The sequence below is a fragment of the Pseudomonas sp. TNT2022 ID642 genome, from assembly GCF_028656995.1.
Taxonomy (GTDB): domain Bacteria; phylum Pseudomonadota; class Gammaproteobacteria; order Pseudomonadales; family Pseudomonadaceae; genus Aquipseudomonas.
The window spans coordinates 21,067-37,582 of the sequence record NZ_JAMDGW010000029.1; the positions used below are offsets into that span (position 1 = coordinate 21,067).

At 59.7% G+C, this 16,516-nt stretch carries 15 protein-coding genes; 10 read left to right on the top strand and 5 right to left on the bottom strand.

The annotated features are described in order from the left end of the window. The first annotated feature begins 32 nt into the window (after positions 1 to 32). The 4 genes from M5G26_RS24470 (at position 33) to M5G26_RS24485 (ending at position 4,711) form a co-directional block, all read left to right on the top strand. Positions 33 to 368 (top strand): YceK/YidQ family lipoprotein, encoded by a 336-nt coding sequence (locus M5G26_RS24470; RefSeq protein ID WP_273916689.1) that lies wholly within the window; start codon positions 33 to 35, stop codon positions 366 to 368. 171 nt (positions 369 to 539) lie between these two features. After that, complete coding sequence (locus tag M5G26_RS24475) at positions 540 to 2,294, top strand: carbamoyltransferase family protein (protein ID WP_038360245.1); 1,755 nt, start codon at positions 540 to 542, stop codon at positions 2,292 to 2,294. Continuing rightward, a complete protein-coding gene (locus M5G26_RS24480; RefSeq protein ID WP_273916690.1) occupies positions 2,287 to 3,195 on the top strand; it encodes a glycosyltransferase family 2 protein in 909 nt (302 codons plus the stop codon). The genes M5G26_RS24475 and M5G26_RS24480 overlap by 8 nt, the downstream gene beginning before the upstream one ends. Positions 3,196 to 3,250: 55 nt before the next feature. Continuing rightward, entirely contained in the window at positions 3,251 to 4,711 is a 1,461-nt protein-coding gene (locus M5G26_RS24485; protein WP_273916691.1) for a hypothetical protein, read from the top strand. A 3-nt stretch (positions 4,712 to 4,714) separates the two neighbouring features. On the opposite strand, the gene M5G26_RS24490 is transcribed toward M5G26_RS24485, so the two are convergent. Next, on the bottom strand, positions 4,715 to 5,368 hold the full coding sequence (locus M5G26_RS24490) for a lipopolysaccharide kinase InaA family protein (protein ID WP_134175876.1): 654 nt from the start codon (positions 5,366 to 5,368) through the stop codon (positions 4,715 to 4,717). 125 nt (positions 5,369 to 5,493) lie between these two features. Here M5G26_RS24490 and msbA point away from each other — a divergent pair, with 125 nt between their 5' ends. The 6 genes from msbA (at position 5,494) to M5G26_RS24520 (ending at position 12,887) form a co-directional block, all read left to right on the top strand. Next, positions 5,494 to 7,314, top strand: coding sequence for a lipid A export permease/ATP-binding protein MsbA (gene msbA, locus M5G26_RS24495; protein WP_134175875.1), 1,821 nt, complete (start codon positions 5,494 to 5,496; stop codon positions 7,312 to 7,314). Continuing rightward, positions 7,308 to 8,204 carry a GNAT family N-acetyltransferase gene (locus tag M5G26_RS24500; protein WP_273916692.1) on the top strand — a complete coding sequence of 299 codons (897 nt, stop codon included), beginning with the start codon at positions 7,308 to 7,310 and terminating at the stop codon, positions 8,202 to 8,204. The genes msbA and M5G26_RS24500 overlap by 7 nt, the downstream gene beginning before the upstream one ends. A 4-nt stretch (positions 8,205 to 8,208) precedes the next feature. Then, positions 8,209 to 9,609: a PIG-L deacetylase family protein gene (locus M5G26_RS24505; protein WP_273916693.1), complete on the top strand. Its 1,401-nt coding sequence runs from the start codon at positions 8,209 to 8,211 to the stop codon at positions 9,607 to 9,609. Between the two features lie 64 nt (positions 9,610 to 9,673). Continuing rightward, the gene (gene hldE / locus M5G26_RS24510; RefSeq protein ID WP_038360264.1) at positions 9,674 to 11,095 is read left to right on the top strand and encodes a bifunctional D-glycero-beta-D-manno-heptose-7-phosphate kinase/D-glycero-beta-D-manno-heptose 1-phosphate adenylyltransferase HldE; all 1,422 of its coding nucleotides are present in this window, start codon (positions 9,674 to 9,676) and stop codon (positions 11,093 to 11,095) included. Between the two features lie 130 nt (positions 11,096 to 11,225). Continuing rightward, entirely contained in the window at positions 11,226 to 12,200 is a 975-nt protein-coding gene (locus tag M5G26_RS24515; RefSeq protein ID WP_038360267.1) for a glycosyltransferase family protein, read from the top strand. Beyond that, positions 12,201 to 12,887, top strand: a complete 687-nt coding sequence (locus M5G26_RS24520; protein WP_038360270.1) for a hypothetical protein — start codon at positions 12,201 to 12,203, stop codon at positions 12,885 to 12,887. Positions 12,888 to 12,901: 14 nt separating this feature from the next. Here M5G26_RS24520 and M5G26_RS24525 read toward each other — a convergent pair whose 3' ends face one another. From M5G26_RS24525 to M5G26_RS24540, 4 genes are all read right to left on the bottom strand, one after another. Then, complete coding sequence (locus tag M5G26_RS24525) at positions 12,902 to 13,867, bottom strand: hypothetical protein (RefSeq protein WP_038360273.1); 966 nt, start codon at positions 13,865 to 13,867, stop codon at positions 12,902 to 12,904. 31 nt (positions 13,868 to 13,898) lie between these two features. Next, positions 13,899 to 14,711, bottom strand: coding sequence for an aldo/keto reductase (locus M5G26_RS24530; protein WP_134175871.1), 813 nt, complete (start codon positions 14,709 to 14,711; stop codon positions 13,899 to 13,901). Then, positions 14,708 to 15,883, bottom strand: coding sequence for an NAD(P)/FAD-dependent oxidoreductase (locus M5G26_RS24535; RefSeq protein WP_134175870.1), 1,176 nt, complete (start codon positions 15,881 to 15,883; stop codon positions 14,708 to 14,710). The genes M5G26_RS24530 and M5G26_RS24535 overlap by 4 nt, the downstream gene beginning before the upstream one ends. 202 nt (positions 15,884 to 16,085) lie before the next feature. After that, complete coding sequence (locus M5G26_RS24540) at positions 16,086 to 16,418, bottom strand: DMT family transporter (protein WP_007915730.1); 333 nt, start codon at positions 16,416 to 16,418, stop codon at positions 16,086 to 16,088. Positions 16,419 to 16,516: the final 98 nt, after the last annotated feature.

Genomic DNA, 16,516 nt, shown 5'->3' on the forward strand with positions numbered 1-16,516 from the left:
CTAATTTGCCCAACGACCTTGGAGGGCGAATCTTGACCATCAAACAGGCTGCAACGCTGGGTATATTTTCAGGGGTTCTGGCTGGCTGCGGCAGCGCCATGACCGTCTTGCAAGACGATGCCGACGTCGCTCGGGACATGCGCAAACAAAAAACCTACTGCCAATCCATTCCGCGTATTTACAGCGGTCTGGCCTTCGACTTCTGCGTGTTGAACGCGCCTCCCGATCCCAGCGGATTTCTTGTGCCATTCGTGCTGCTGGACCTGCCATTGTCCGCTGTATTCGATACAGTAGCGCTGCCCTATTCGGTTTATCGTCAGGTTACCGACGGCAACCTTGATATTTACTGGCGCAAGGGCGGTTATTGAGGCGCAGGGCAAGGTTTCTCCAAACCATTCACCCTGGGGCAATCGCACAGGGTAATTCCCCACTCGTTTACGCTATAATCCCGCCCTTTAGCTGTCACTCGCCCTGCGCGAGGGCACATCAATTTTCAAGGCGCATCGCGCCTGCACGCAGACTAAAGAGGCTAGACCCCTGTGGCATTGACGATTCTTGGCCTGTCCGGCGCCCTTAGCCATGACCCTTCAGCAGCCTTGTACATCGACGGCAAGCTGGTGGCGGCGGCTGAAGAAGAGCGCTTCGTACGCGATAAGCATGCAAAGAACCGCATGCCCTACGAATCGGCGAAGTTCTGTCTTGAACAGGCCGGCATCAAGCCGTCCGACGTTGACGTGGTAGCGATTCCATTTGCTCCGATCAGCCTGTTCGGCAAGGCGCGCTGGCACTACGCCAAGCGTTACTGGTACGCGCCGGATCGCGCCCTCGATGCGATCCTGATGGGTAACCGCCGCTACAAGCGCTATCGCAACAAGATCGTCTGGTGCCTGGAACAACTGGGTTTCGATCCGAAAAAGATCAAGATCGAGCCGGTCGAACACCACCTGGCTCACGCTTCCAGCGCCTACCACTGCTCCGGTTTCAAAGAAAAAACCGCGATCCTTGGCATCGACGGCAAGGGCGAGTACGCCACGACCTTCTTCGGCTACGGCGAAAACGGCAAGATTCACAAGATCAAGGAATTCTTCGACCCGGACTCCCTCGGCGGCCTGTACGGTGCGATCACCGAGTTCCTCGGTTTCGAGATGCTCGACGGTGAGTTCAAGGTCATGGGCATGGCGCCTTACGGTGATGCCAGCAAGTACGACTTCTCGCGTCTGGCCTCGTTCGAAAACGGCGAGTTGGTGATCAACACCGACTACGCCAACGTGATCGGTCTGCGTCGTTACAAAGAGAAGGGCAAGGGCTTCTACTTCTCGCCCAAGCTGATCGAGTGGCTGGGTCCGAAGCGCGAAGGCGACATCGCTGATGAACCGTACATCCACTACGCCGCGAGCATGCAAGCGCTGTTCGAGAAATTGGCGTTGCAGATGATCGATCACTACCTGGGCGATGTGCTCAAGGAAACCGGCAAGCTGGCCTTCGCCGGTGGCTGTGCGTTGAACGTCAAGCTGAACCAGAAGATCATCGCCCGCGACGACATCAAAGAGCTGTTCGTCCAGCCGGCGTCCGGCGATGCCGGCACTGCCGTGGGCGCCGCCGCCTACGTTTCGCACGCCCGTGGCGTCCCGGTCGAGAAGATGGAACACGTCTACCTCGGCCCGTCGTACAGCAACGAAGATGTGATCGCAGCCTGCGCGCGTCACGAGAGCAAGCCGACCTGGCGCAAGCTCGACAACATGCCTGAAGAGATCGCCAAGATCATGGTCGACGGCAATCCGGTTGCCTGGTTCCAGGGGCGCATGGAGTTCGGTCCGCGTGCGCTGGGTGGTCGTTCGATCATCGGTTGCCCGAGCGTGGCCGGTGTGGCTGACCGGATCAACCACCAGATCAAGTTCCGCGAGCGCTGGAGGCCTTTCTGCCCGTCGATGCTCGACACCGTCGCGCCACAGATGATCAAGATCGATCACCCGGCACCGTTCATGACGTTCACCTTCGAAGTGGCTGAAGAGTGGAAGACCCGCGTGCCGGAAGTTGTCCACGAAGATGGCACTTCTCGCGCCCAGGTGCTCAAGCGCGAATACAACCCGCGCTACTACGACATGATGAAGGCGCTGGAAAATCTGACCGGTAATGGTGTATCGCTGAACACCTCGCTCAACCGTCGTGGCGAACCGATGATCTGCTCACCGACTGACGCGTTGAACATGTTTTTCGGTTCTGACCTGGAATACCTGATCATGGAAGATATTCTGGTCGTAAAAGAGGGTGTAAAAGGATACGAACTTGACTGAAACACTGATCAGCGTCGTCATTCCGGTTTACAACTACGCACGAACCCTGCCGCGAGCAGTGGAGTCGGTGTTGGCGCAGCTGGATGAGGCGACGGCGGATCTGCTGGTCATCGACGATGGGTCGACGGACGATACGCCAGAGGTGGTGGAAAAACTCCTGCTCAAGCATGGCAGGCGTTTTCGCGCGCTGCGCAAAAGCAATGGCGGATTGTCTACCGTGCGCAACCGGGGGCTTGAAGAAACGACAGGGCAATACCTGATTTTTCTCGATTCCGATGACGAAATGGCGCCCGGTGCACTGGCTGCACTCGCGCGGCACATTGCCAGCAACCCTCAAAGCCGAATGGTCATCGGCGCCCACTGGTCGGTCTTTGCCGACGGCAAACGCAGCTTGCAGTCAGTCAAGCCCTTGCCGTTGACGGCTCGCCACCGTTTGCAAGGCTATCTGCTGGATAAAACCGTATCGATCTCCAACGGCGCCTGCGCGATGCATCGAGAGGCGTTCGTTCCCGGTGCTTATCCTGAACAGTTGCGCAACGTCGAGGATCTGCCGGTGTTTGCGCAAGTATTGGCGCGTTACCCCTGCACTGTCCTGGACAAGCCTCTGGCCCTTATATACAAGCACGCCGACAGCATGCGCCATGATTTGCGCCAGAGCCTTGCTGCCGGCACGGATCAGGTCGTGAACGAGGTATTTTCCAGTCAACGCATGCCTGAAGAGATGCATGACCTGCGTCAGGCCTTTCTGGCGCAGCGCTGCCTGTCGCTGTTTCGCGACTGTTACTCCCACGGTGAATATGCCTTGGCCAAGGGCTTCTACTTTCAGGCATTACGTGCAGACTGGCGCACGTTCTCGCGCTGGTCATACACTCGCAAGGCTTTGCGGTTGCTATTTCGGTAAATGGTTCGCGGTGAACGGGCGCGTACCTTGTAACGAGTGTCGATGAGGTGGTTGGGTGAAAGGTACGGGCAGTGAAGTGGTAACTCGAGTCTCCAGAATCATCGACGAACACCCGGTATGGCTGGCATTTTTGGGCAGTGTTCTGCTCTCGCTGATTGCGGTCATGGGCACTGCAACCGTCGGGCGAGATGCGGCCCTGTACATCGATATCGCGCAGCAAGTCACCGAGCAAGGCCCCAACGTGGCCTGGGCATCGTTCGATTGGCCGTGGTTTTCCTTTCTGCTGGCCGGTACGCATACCGTTCTGCGTTTGCCGTTGGAACTGAGTGCCTATCTCTGGTGCGGTCTCTTCTTTGCCGGCACCAGCGCGTTGATGGTCGATTGCGTCCGCCAGCGTTCTCCCGAGGTCGCCCGCTGGGCTTGTCTCGTGGTGCTGGCAATGCCGGCGGTCAATGCTTTTCGCAATGACATCATCCGTGAGTGCGGTTTCTGGTTTTTCTGCACGCTGACGCTATGGCTCGCGATGCGCTGGCAAGCCCGTGGCGGCTGGCTGCGAGCGGCTTTCATTCATCTGGCTATCGTCGGGGCAGTCCTGTTTCGGCTGGAAGCCTTGCTGCTGGTTGCTGCGTTGGGGCTGTGGCAGTTGCCCAATCTGTGGTCTTCGGGCCGACGGATGCAATTCGCGCAGTTCTCGCTGCTACCGGTTTTGGGGGTGCTGGCCGTTTCGGTGTCCGGTGTGTTCATGTCGGCGCGCGTGATGCTGTTTCTGGACATGATTGCGCCACACAGTGTGTTCGCCTCCTTCCAGATGTTGTGCGACCAGTTTGCCAACTCACTGATCAACAAGTACTCCCAGGACGAAGCCGGGCGGATCATTTTCTTCGGCATTCTGGCGAGCATGGCCATCAGTTTCGTGAAGCTGATGGGGCCTTTCGCCGTACCGTTCATCCTGCGCCGCAACTGGGGCGTATTAGGCATCTACTGGCGTGACTATCGTCCTTTCGCCTGGGCGGCGTTGCTGTACCTGGTGGTGCTGGTGCTGTTTTTCATCAAGCTGCAGTTCATGAATACGCGCTATCTGAGTTTCCTGAATCTGTTGTTTGTGCCTGTGCTGGCGATGGGGCTGGCGGCGTTTGTGCGCGAGTTTGCGCGTTGGGGCAAGTGGCTGGTGATCGTCGGTTTGCTGGTGATGCTGTCCAACGTCATTTCCACCGGCGCCGGAAAAACCCACTATGTCGAGGCGGGACGCTGGGTCTCCAGTCATGTCGAGCGGGGCGCGCCGACTTACTTCGAGGACGGGCGGATCAGCTATTACGCCGGTCGCGGCTACGTCATGCCAGGTTTGACTCAGGAAGAAGCGATGTCGGCAGCCCATGCCGGCGACTACCGCTATTTCGTCATCGAGGCGAAGGGTAGCGAGCCGTGGCTGAACGAGTGGCTGGTCGCGCACAAGCTGCGCATCATCGAACACTTCGCCAATCGCAAAGGCGCCACGGTGGTGGTCATCGGCCGCTGAGGCTCAACCCAGCAGCGGACGCAGGCGCGAGATCAGTGGCGCCTGCCGGTTGCTCGGCAACGCTTGTCGGTAGCCTTCGATAAACGTATCGCCAGCGTCCTCGCCCAGCAACCACTGCCGGTCTTCCTTGTAGCGCAGCAAGTGGGCGAAGTTGCGCAGGCGCTTGCTGTCACTGAGTGCGCGTTTCTGACAGCGCAGGTCGGCGATATCGATCAGACCCAGATGGTTGTCGGGTGTCAGAACGACGTTGCCGAAGTGTAGCGACCGGAAGTACACACCTTTCTCGTGCAATTGAGCGAAATACGCGCCCAGTTGAAATCTCAGTGAGTCAGTCCCTTCGCTGGTGCCCTGCAACTGGCGCACGGTGTTGCCCGCGAGTGGGCTGTAATACACGCAGTCACGCTCGATGCTCGGGATGCGATAGACCGCGATGACTTTCGGGCAGAGGATGCCGCGCTGTTCGAGTGCGCGGGTATTGTCGGCAAAGCGTTGTGCATAAGGGTAGAACAGCGCCGAACTGAGCAGCCGCTTGCGGCGGAACAGCTTGAGCATGCGTCCATCGGCCAATCTGAGCACTTTGTCGCCGGAGCCGTCGGCCTCCAGTACGTGTGCACCCTTGCGCAGTGCCTCGTAAGTGCGTTGATCAATCGATTGCATATCGGGCTCCCCATCATTAGCGGGGTATCTTAACCGACTTGGTCGAAGGCTGGCTTGAAGTCATGTTTATCGGGGCAAAAACGCGTGTGATATCATCGGCGCCTCACTGAATTGCGCGGATCACCATGAGCAGTCCTGAACCGAAAGCCCAGTCAACGCTGGCGATCTATTTCCGCCTTTTGGCTTACGTGCGGCCTTATGCCGGTCTCTTCCTTCTCAGTATCGTCGGGTTTCTGATCTTCGCATCGACTCAACCGATGCTCGCTTACATCCTCAAGTATTTCGTCGATGGCCTGGCCAATCCTGAAGCCAGCCTGTTCCCGGGTAACCCTTATCTGGGCAAATTGCAGTTGCTCGAAACCGTGCCGCTGATGATCGTGCTCATCGCGCTGCTGCAGGGCGTGGGTTCGTACCTTGGCAACTTCTTCCTGGCCCGGGTTTCCCTGGGGTTGGTGCATGACCTGCGGGTGGTGCTGTTCAACAAATTGCTGGAGTTGCCCAATCGCTTCTTCGACAAGAACAATTCCGGCCACCTGATTTCCCGCATCACCTTTAACGTGACGATGGTCACCGGCGCGGCAACCGACGCGATCAAGGTGGTCATTCGTGAAGGCATGACCGTGATTTTCCTGTTCTGCACGCTGTTGTGGATGAACTGGAAGCTCACGCTGGTGATGGTCGCCATCCTGCCGTTGATCGGCTTGATGGTGAGCAGCACCAGCAAAAAATTTCGCAAGCAAAGCAAGAAGATCCAGGTCTCGATGGGTAACGTCACCCACGTCGCGTCCGAGACCATTCATGGCTACCGCGTTGTGCGCAGTTTTGGCGGCGAGCAGTACGAAAAGGATCGCTTTCGCGATGCCAGCCAGAGCAACACCGACAAGCAGTTGACGATGACCAAGACCGGCGCTGTTTACACGCCGATGTTGCAACTGGTGACTTACAGCGCCATGGCCGTGGTCATGTTCCTCGTGCTGTACCTTCGTGGCGACGCATCGCCGGGCGATCTGGTGGCTTACATCACCATGGCCGGTTTGTTGCCAAAACCGATTCGCCAGCTCTCGGAAGTCAGCTCGACCATTCAGAAAGGCGTGGCCGGTGCCGAAAGTATTTTCGAGCAACTGGATGAGCCGGCTGAAGTGGATCAGGGCACGGTCGAGCGCGATCGCCTTGAGGGCCGTCTGGAAGTGCGTAACCTCAGTTTCCAGTACCCGGACACTGACAAGCAGGTGCTCAATGACATCAGTTTTGTCGTTGAGCCGGGGCAAATGGTCGCGCTGGTGGGGCGCTCGGGCAGCGGCAAGTCGACCCTTGCCGGGCTTATTCCGCGTTTCTATCAGCATGAACAGGGCGAGATTCTGCTCGACGGCGTGCGCGTGCAGGACTTCACCTTGCACAGTCTGCGTCGCCAGATTGCGCTGGTGACCCAGCAGGTCACGCTGTTCAACGATTCGGTGACCAACAACATCGCTTATGGCGATCTGGCGGGTGCGCCGTTCGAGGAGGTCAAGCGGGCCGCTTCCGAGGCCTATGCCGATGAATTCATCGTCAAGATGCCGGAAGGTTACGAAACCCTGGTCGGTGAAAACGGCGTGTTGCTGTCTGGCGGCCAACGCCAGCGCATCGCCATCGCTCGGGCGCTGCTCAAGGATGCGCCGCTGCTGATTCTCGACGAGGCTACTTCCGCCCTCGATACCGAGTCGGAGCGACATATTCAGGCGGCGCTGGATCATGTGGTGCAAAACCGCACGACCCTGGTGATCGCTCACCGCTTGAGCACCATTGAGAAGGCTGACCTGATTCTGGTCATGGACGAAGGCCGGATCGTCGAGCGCGGTACCCACGCGCAATTGCTGCAGCAGAACGGCTACTACTCCCGCCTGCACGCCAAAGAGTTTGAAGAGGGCGATGAACCTCTGCCGGCCCACGCGACCAACGTATGCTGACGATGTTTCGCAGCTTTCGTGAGCGTGGCTGGACTGAAATCGACCGCGATGCCTACGCCCGGGCCTGGCAGCGTTTCGGCGGCAGCTTCGCCACGCATCCCGAGGTGGTCGAGCGACTGTCGGCGTTCGTGGATATCGAACTGCGTTATCTGGGCTGGGTCGTTGGCGGTGAAGTAGTGGCCGCCATTCCTTGCTGGGGCCGTCATGTTGCCTTGTCCAAGGAAGTGCTCAAGCGTGAGGGCAAGCGTGGATTGCTGGACATGGGCAACGCGGAGATCATCCTGCCGATTGCCCCCGATGTCGTCGTACCGGTGCGCCAGCGTATGGCTTATGTCTCCCAGCTCAATGCCGAGCAGATCAGCACCTTGAAAGTGCAGCCCGAGGGCTTGGCTCTGGCGCGGTTGCCGGAAGAGTATTCGAAGAAGTTTCGCTACAACCAGCGCCGCGAACAGCGCCTGCTCGAAGAAGCGGGTGGTTCGCTGGTGCCGATGTCCGAGTTTTCTCCGGCCGAGCAGGCGCAGGCTTACGGTGATCTGTTTGAGCGCCGCTGGGGCTTCGAAGTGCCAGGCAAGGCTGGCCTCGCCGAGGTCTTCACGCTGTTGCGTGAATTCATGACCGGTTCTGTGGCCATGCTCGAATCGGCACCCGTGGCCATTCAGGTTTTGTACCGCGTCGAGGCGCCGCAGTGGGTTTCGCTGGAATATATCAATGGCGGCGTCGACCCGCAGAGTCGTGAGTTCAGCCCCGGTAGCGTGCTGAGCTTCGTCAATACCCAGCAAGCCTGGGCCGACGCGCAGGCGCTGGGCAAGCCGTTGCGTTATTCATTCGGTCGTGCCGACCGTGAGTACAAGGATCGCTGGTGCCACACGGTCCCGGTCTACAAGGTCTGAACTGATGAGCGCTCGCAAGCAACAGCTTCTCAAGGCCCACCGGCGCAGCAAGCGTCTGTTCCTCATCGGCTTTCTGGTGGCGCTGTTGCTGATCGGGTTTCTGGTCGGCTGGTGGCTGGTGCCACTGTTATTGGTGCTGGCCTGGGTTGCCCACGAAGCGTGGTTTGCCGATCACTTGTTTTATCGGCCATCCGACGACTACCAATACGATTTTCCTGTGGGCACGGCACGTCAAGCGGTCAATCTGGACGGCGGCGTGGTGCGCCTGAACGGGCCGTTGGCAGCGGGCGAAACGCTCATTCTCGAGCTTGAATTGAAGGCCGGCTGGCTGGGGCGCTGGCTCGATCCCTACATTGCGGTGGGGGATGATCGCCAGGACTTCGAGCGCGGGGTGAAGGGGCGGCGTTTCATCAATCTTTCCGGGCAGGCAGAGGCACTTGAGCAGGGCACGCTGAACCTGCGCGGCCGATATTGCGCGGTGAGTGCCGTGGGCACGTTGTGGATCATGGCGAACCGTGACTACAGTCGCCAGCGCGTCATGGTCATCGCCCCCCATGCCGATGATGCCGAGCTTGCGGCATTCGGCCTTTACAGCCGTAGCGAAGACGTCAGCATCGTCACCCTGACCCAAGGCGAGATCGAAGCTGAAGATTTCCAGCGCCTGGGCCTGGATCAGGCGGCCGCCGCGCGGTTGAAGGGGCGTTTGCGCAGTTGGGACAGCCTGACGATTCCGCTGTGGGGCGGCGTGCCTGCCGAGCGTTGCGTGCAACTGGGCTATTACTGCCTGCAATTGCCTTCGATGGCTGCAGAGCCAGCCACTCCATTTGGCTCCCGCGAGTCGCAGGAAAGCGATGTGCGCAGTGTGCGTCGACACAATCCGCTGACCTTGCCCGCCGACGTCGACGGGCAGCCGACCTGGCAGAATCTGGTCGGTGACCTGACGGCGCTTCTGGAGCATTACCGTCCAGAGGTTGTGGTGACACCGCATCCCGAGCTGGATCCACACAGCGATCACGTCGCGTCCACTCAAGCGCTGCTTGAGGCCGTTGGCCTGAGCAGTTGGAAGCCGACGACCCTGCTGCTGTACGCCAATCACCTGCATGACAACGACCGCTGGCCGATGGGCCCTGCCGGTGCGGGGATCGCGCTGCCGCCAGCCATCGAAGCATTGCCGGCGGATCGGTTGTGGAGTCCGCTGTTGTCAGCGGACTTGCAGCTGGACAAAGCCATGGCGCTGGCCATGGAGCACGATCTGCAGGGCGGGCAGGCATTCAAACGGCAATTGCGCCGCTGGATCCAGCAGGGGCTGGCCGGTCGTCGCTGGCCTGTTACAGGCAGTAACGAGTTTTTCCGCAAGGCTGTCCGGCGCCACGAATTGTTCTGGGTGCGCGACCTTTCAGATTGAGGCGGACGGGGCTTTTCCCTGTGTTAATATCGCGCCCCTGTTCATTTTGTATGTGGGTTGCTCCATGAAGTTGTCCATGCCGCGTTTCGATCAAGCCCCGGTCTTGGTAGTCGGCGATGTCATGCTCGACCGTTACTGGCATGGCGGAACCTCACGGATTTCCCCTGAGGCGCCAGTGCCGGTGGTTAAGGTCGAGCAGATCGAAGACCGTCCGGGTGGCGCCGCGAACGTTGCCTTGAACATTGCCGCGCTGGGTGCGCCGGCGTCGCTGGTCGGTGTGACCGGCGACGACGAAGCCGCCGACAGCCTGAGCAACAGTCTCAAAGGCGCGGGCGTACGAGCCCTGTTCCAGCGCATCGCGCACCAGCCAACCATCGTCAAGCTGCGGGTCATGAGCCGGCACCAGCAACTGCTGCGTATCGACTTTGAAGAACCGTTCGCCACCGACGCCCTTGCCCTCGGTTCGCAGGTCGATGACTTGCTCGAAGGCATCAAGGTGCTGGTGTTGTCCGACTACGGCAAAGGCGCGCTGAAAAACCATCAGGCGTTGATTCAGGCGGCGCGGGCGAAAAACATCCCGGTGCTGGCCGACCCGAAAGGCAAGGATTTCTCGATCTACCGTGGTGCCAGCCTGATCACCCCGAACCTCAGCGAATTCGAAGCCATCGTCGGCGGTTGCGTCGATGAGCATGAGCTGGTGAGCAAGGGCGCTGCGTTGATGCACGACCTCGAACTCGGCGCGCTGCTGGTAACGCGCGGCGAGCATGGCATGACCCTGCTGCGCCCGGATCAGCCGGCGCTGCACCTGCCGGCGCGTGCCCGTGAAGTGTTCGACGTCACCGGTGCCGGTGACACGGTGATTTCTACCCTGGCCGCAGCGATTGCTGCCGGTGAAGACCTGCCCCACGCCGTTGCGCTGGCCAATCTGGCCGCAGGCATCGTGGTTGGCAAACTCGGTACGGCGGCCATCAGTGCTCCGGAACTGCGTCGCGCCATCCAGCGTGAAGAAGGTTCCGAGCGTGGAGTGCTGGGTCTTGAGCAGTTGCTGCTCGCCGTGGCCGATGCCCGCGCGCACAACGAAAGGATCGTCTTCACCAACGGCTGCTTCGACATCCTCCATGCCGGGCATGTCACCTACCTCGAACAGGCGCGGGCACAGGGCGATCGTTTGATTGTCGCGGTCAACGATGATGCTTCGGTCAGCCGCCTCAAAGGCCCGGGCCGTCCGATCAACAGCGTTGATCGACGCATGGCGGTTCTTGCCGGCCTCGGCGCGGTGGACTGGGTGATCAGTTTCCCTGAAGGCACCCCGGAAAACCTGCTGCGCGAGGTCAAACCGGATGTGCTGGTCAAGGGCGGCGATTACGGCATCGATCAGGTGGTCGGCGCCGATATCGTCAGCGCTTATGGCGGCACCGTGAAGGTCTTGGGGCTTGTGGAAAACAGCTCGACAACTGCGATTGTCGAGAAGATCCGCAGTCGTTGATCAGATGAATTTTTACCGTTGTGTACTGCGTGTGAACGGATTTTGCCTTGGGGATTTTACCGTTTCCGTTGATGTAGGCAGCTTTGAATCCGATGCGCTTGCCTGCCTACGTCGCGTGGTCAATTAACTTATGAAAGTCATGCTCCTGGTGATGGACGAGCAGCGGGTCATTCTCGACCGGCTCTACGACATCGTGCAGCAGAACTGTGATGAATGTTTCATCTTTCGTTTGAGCAAACAGCAACAGTTGAATCTGGGGTCGTTTCTGGCCTCGGTCGATTACCAGACCTTCGATCGCGTGGTGATTTTCTCCCGGGTCAAGCGTCTGGCCACGCAACTGCAGGTGCTTAAATGCATTCCCGGGCTGATCTTCCTCGAGCACGATGCCTACCAGAACTACATGCCGGCGAGTAAGTACCGTGGCGTGTATTCACGGCTTTACCGTCGTCTGCCGAGTTGCCGGGCGCTGGTGTCCGGGGCTGTGGTCGCGCGCAAGATGCTGGCTGAAGGCATCGACACAGTGTTCGTCTCCAAAGGCTATGACGAACAGATGCTGCACAACACCGGTGTCGAGCGGGACATACCGATCGGCTTTCTTGGCAGCCTGAAAAGTACCGAATATGCCGAGCGCAAAGCCATGCTCGAGTCGCTTTCGCAGCGTACCGGGATGCTGGTGACCCGCACCAAGTCAGGCGCGGAGTACCTGCAAACGCTCAATCGCATCAAGATCTTCGTCAGTGCCGACATCGGCATGAACGAGTTCATGATCAAGAACTTCGAAGCCATGGCCTGCGGTTGTGTACTGCTGGCCTGGAGTCAGGGCGAAGAAGACCGGTTGCTCGGTTTCGAAGACATGCACAACACCGTGTTTTATCGTAGCGAAGAAGAGGCGGTGGAAAAGATCAAACTGCTGCAGGATGACCCGCAACTGGCGCAGCGTATCGCCAGCAACGGTCAGGCATTTGCAGAAAGTCGCTATTCTTTCGCCCGTGTCGGCAAGGCCCTCGCGACTGAAATCCAGCGCGAAATGCGCCCATGGCAACCGCCCTCGGCGTTCACGCGGTTCTGGGTCAAGTTGCGTTACGGCATGAAGGTACTGGACTGAATGAAAAACGAGCACAGGGCGCCGGGTGCATTACCTGGCGGTGACCAGTCTATTGTGGACGCGTTGCCTGAGGCATTGCGTGAGTGTCTGAGTCGTGCGGGCCGGGTCGTCCTGATCGCGAACAATCCAGCGATCACGGCGGCGGATTTTCAGGCGCTGAACATTGGCGCCAATGACGTCGTCGTCAGTTTCAATACCTGCATCAAGGCACCACTGCTCAATTCGCAAAGCGTGAATATTTTCGTGCACGGATGCAATGCGCCGGATGCGTACTTTTTCGGGTTGCCCTGCGGACCTGATGTTCAGCGGCTGTTGGATCACGCGAGCGAGCGTTGTTTCACCCTGTTGTTGGGGTCTATAACGCCGATGTCTGCGTTGCCGGGGGTGGCCATGTACATGGATCGTATTCCCTTGCCGCCGCTGTTGAACTATCCGGTCACTCGACCCTCAGGCAAGCTCTACGCTGGACCTTCTACGGGGTTCAGCACACTGGTGCTGTTCGACTGGTTGCGCGGCTATGCCGGTTTTACCTATCAGCTCATGACCCTGGGGTTTTCCAACGAAGCAGGAAAACTGTGGGGTGGTCATGCCTGGGATTATGAGCGCAACTGGCTTCAGGCTTCAGACGTTATCGTGGTGCCCCTGCAACCTCGTCGTTGGTGGCAAAAGCTGTTTCGCCCGAAATAAAAGATGTCAGTGGGCTATTTGCTCGCGCGTTTCTTGCCGATACCCACCAGGCGCAATGCCTTCAGACTCAATTGCTTGAGGCCTGCGCGAGGAGGCTTTGCCGGTTGCAGGCCTTGTTGTACGACCCAGTCCTTCCAGCGAATCCGCTCGTCGCGCACGACCCAGCCCTCCTGGGTCGCGAAACTCTCGGCCAGATAAAGTCCGCGAGTACTGGCCGGCAAAAGTTTGTCGCGCTTGAGCGTGTACAACTCGGCCAGTGGCGCGCCGTCCTTGAGTGGCATCAAGTACAAGTCGGGGCGCTTGCGGTCGAGTCGGGCAACCAGTTGATCACCTTCAAGACGCTCGTCAACGTGGAACAGGCTCAGGGATTTGGCTTCCTTGGGCACATCCAGGCGCAAATCGTAAATCAATTGCAGTGACGCGGTCGGCAGGTGCACGTAGGCCCGAGGCCGTTCGAGCAATTGCAGATTGGCGCTACGTATCGGTCGCGCTGAGCCGGACAACGGCGTCAGGCGAAACGGCAGCGCTTCGCGATAATGCAGTGCAGCGGAGTAGGGCGCCGGCAGCCAGGTGTCGTTGAAGCGTCCGCCGAGCCAGCCTTCCGGCGTCTCCAGCAAGCACTCTTCGGCAATTTCCTGAATGGCCGTGTGCAGGGGAATGTTCAATTCGTGGGCCGGCACGTAACCGGAAATCAATTTAAGCACCACGTCGCCGCGATCCTGTCGGCGCTGGCGCACCAGCACCCAATAATCGCGATTCTGCCAATGCAGGGTGAGGCGCACCGAAACACCGAGATTGGCCAATTCCAGCGAGAAACGCTCGGCATCGGCCACGCTCACCGGTTTGCGCCGCTGCAAGGTCTGCGCGAAATTCAGCGGCATGCCGACGCTCTGGTAGGTCAGGCCTTCGGGGGTAGCTTCGACGAACAGCGGCAGGGTCTTGAAGTTGCTCGGGTTCTTTCTGATGAGCGTGCGCGGCATATCGGCTCCTGCTTAAGGCCGCGAGGCGGCGTCAGTGACCACGTAGGACCTGGGCAACGGTCGCAACGTTGTGGGCGAGGTGCAGCGGATTGATCGTGCCGACAATAGCACTGGCTACGCCAGGTTGCGCGAACAGCAATTGGAAGCTGGCGCGCACCGGGTCCACGCCCGGACTCAAACAGACGTGACCACTGGCCAGGGCTTTTTTCACCAGAATGGCTTTGCCGTGGGCAGCAGCATAGTCAATGACAGTCTTTTCGTTTTGTTCGTTCAGATTGTAGGTGACCATCGCGCAGTCGCCTTGCTCCAGTGCTTTGAGGCCACCTTCGACGGTTTTGCCGGAGAAGCCGAAGCCGCGAATCTTGCCTTCGGCCTTGAGCGCCGCGAGGGTGGCGTACACCTCTTCGTGCTCGAGGATCGCCATGTCGTTGCCGTCGGAATGCACCAGCACCAGGTCGATAAAATCGGTTTCAAGACGTTGCAGGCTGCGCTCCACCGACATTCGCGTGTGCGCTGCGCTGAAATCGTGATGCGAGAGGCCGTCGGCGAACTCTTCGCCGACCTTGCTGACGATCACCCAATCCTGACGCTGACCACGCAACAGCGGGCCGAGGCGTTCTTCGCTACGGCCATAGGCCGGGGCGGTGTCGATCAGGTTGATGCCGAGTTCACGCGCCTGACGCAGCAGCATCTGCGCTTCGTCGTCGCCGGGAATTTGAAAGCCGTTGGGATATTTCACGCCCTGGTCACGGCCCAGTTTGACCGTGCCCAGACCCAGTGGCGAAACCATCAGGCCGGTGCTGCCCAAAGGGCGGTGCAGGTCGTGCAGGTTGGCGATACTCATGGCAGCAGTTGCTCCCAGGCGGGAACGCCCATCGGTGGTTTTGGCAGCGCCGGCAAGGGCTCGGCGGCCTGTGGCTGGACACCGTCGCGTTGCAGGGAAGCGATGACCCGGTCAGCGAAATCCGGCGCCAGCGCCAGTTTGGTCGGCCAGCCGACCAGCAAGCGCCCCTGTTCGGCGAGGAAAGCATTGTCCGGGCGTGTCAGCCCGGTTTGTAGCGGCTCGGCACGATCAACCCGCAGGGTCGCCCATTGCGTGGTGCTGAGGTCGATCCAAGGCAACAACTGCGCAATCTCTTTCTGTGCGGTAGCGATTTGCTCGGCCGGCTCGCGGTTCACACCTTCGCTTTCGGCGATGTCGCCACCCATGTACCAGACCCACTGGCCATCAGCGGCCGGATGCGTGGTCACGGTGATCCGCGGTTTGGTGCCGCCACCGAGGCAGTGGGCGTACAGCGGTTTGAGGCCAGGGCCTTTGGCGATGATCATGTGCAGCGGGCGGCGTTGCATGGCCGGTTGGCTCAAGCCGAGATCTTCCAGCAGTTGAGCAGTGCCGGCGCCGGCGCTGAGGACGATGCGCTGGGCACGAATCTCGCGGCCGTCGACTTTCAAACCGACCAGTACGCCTGCTTCCAGCAGTGGCTCGATGGTTTGCCCGGCGAGCAGGCCGTCACCGGCCAGATCAGCCAGGCGCTGAATCAGGCTCGGCACGTCGACCACCAGTTCGGCGAGACGGTAAACCTTACCCTTGAAGCGTTTGTCTTGCAGGGCTGGCGGCAATTGCTCGCCCTTGACCTGATCGACCCGGCCACGCACGGCTTTGCTGGCGAAGAAACTGGTGAGGTTGCCGGCGAGGGTGCCCGGCGACCACAGGTAATGCGCCTCGGACAGCAGGCGCACGCCGGAAAGATCCAGCTCGCCGGTACCGGCCAGCGCTTCACGCCAGCGGCGCGGCATGTCGGCGATGGCTTCCGAGGCGCCGGTCAGCGCGCCGTGCAGCGCGTACTTGGCGCCGCCGTGGATGATGCCCTGGGACTTCACACTCTGCCCGCCGCCGAGGCTGGCGCTTTCCACCAGCACGGTCGAAAAACCCTGGCGGCGCAGGCGCGCGTTCAGCCAGAGGCCGGCGACACCAGCGCCGACAATCAGAACGTCGGTGGAAATAACGGATGGCATGCAGCGACCTCAGTGTTCAAGACGAGGGCGCAGTATACAGACTCGGGAAAGGGGCGGATTTGTCGATGATCAACAGGCCGAACATAGGAGCCAATGTGGGAGCGAGCCTGCTCGCGAAGGGGGAATGCCAGTCGATATATGTGTTGACTGATATACCGCATTCGCGAGCAGGCTCGCTCCCACAGGGGATTGTGTCTGGCGGTTAATGGCCGGCAGTTTTCGAGAACAGCTGGATGACGACGACGCCCAGCACGATCAACGCCATCCCGAGCATCGCCGGGATATCCAGTTTCTGCCCATAGATAAACAGCGCCGCGACGCTGACCATCACAATCCCCATGCCCGCCCAAACCGCGTAGGCCACGCCGACCGGTACGGTACGCACCACCAGCGTCAGCATCCAGAATGCAATCGCGTAGCCGACGATAACCAGCACCAACGGCAGCGGCGTGCTGATGCCTTTGACGGCTTTCATCGACACAGTGGCGATCACTTCGGCGCAGATGGCAATGGCCAGGTAGGCGTAGGCGTTCATGGTTCAAATCCTCAATGTAAAACGTTGCTTGCTGAGGCGGCATTCTAGTGATTCACCAGATGGGGTAAAGTCATTACCTATCTGTTCTGAAGATGGGT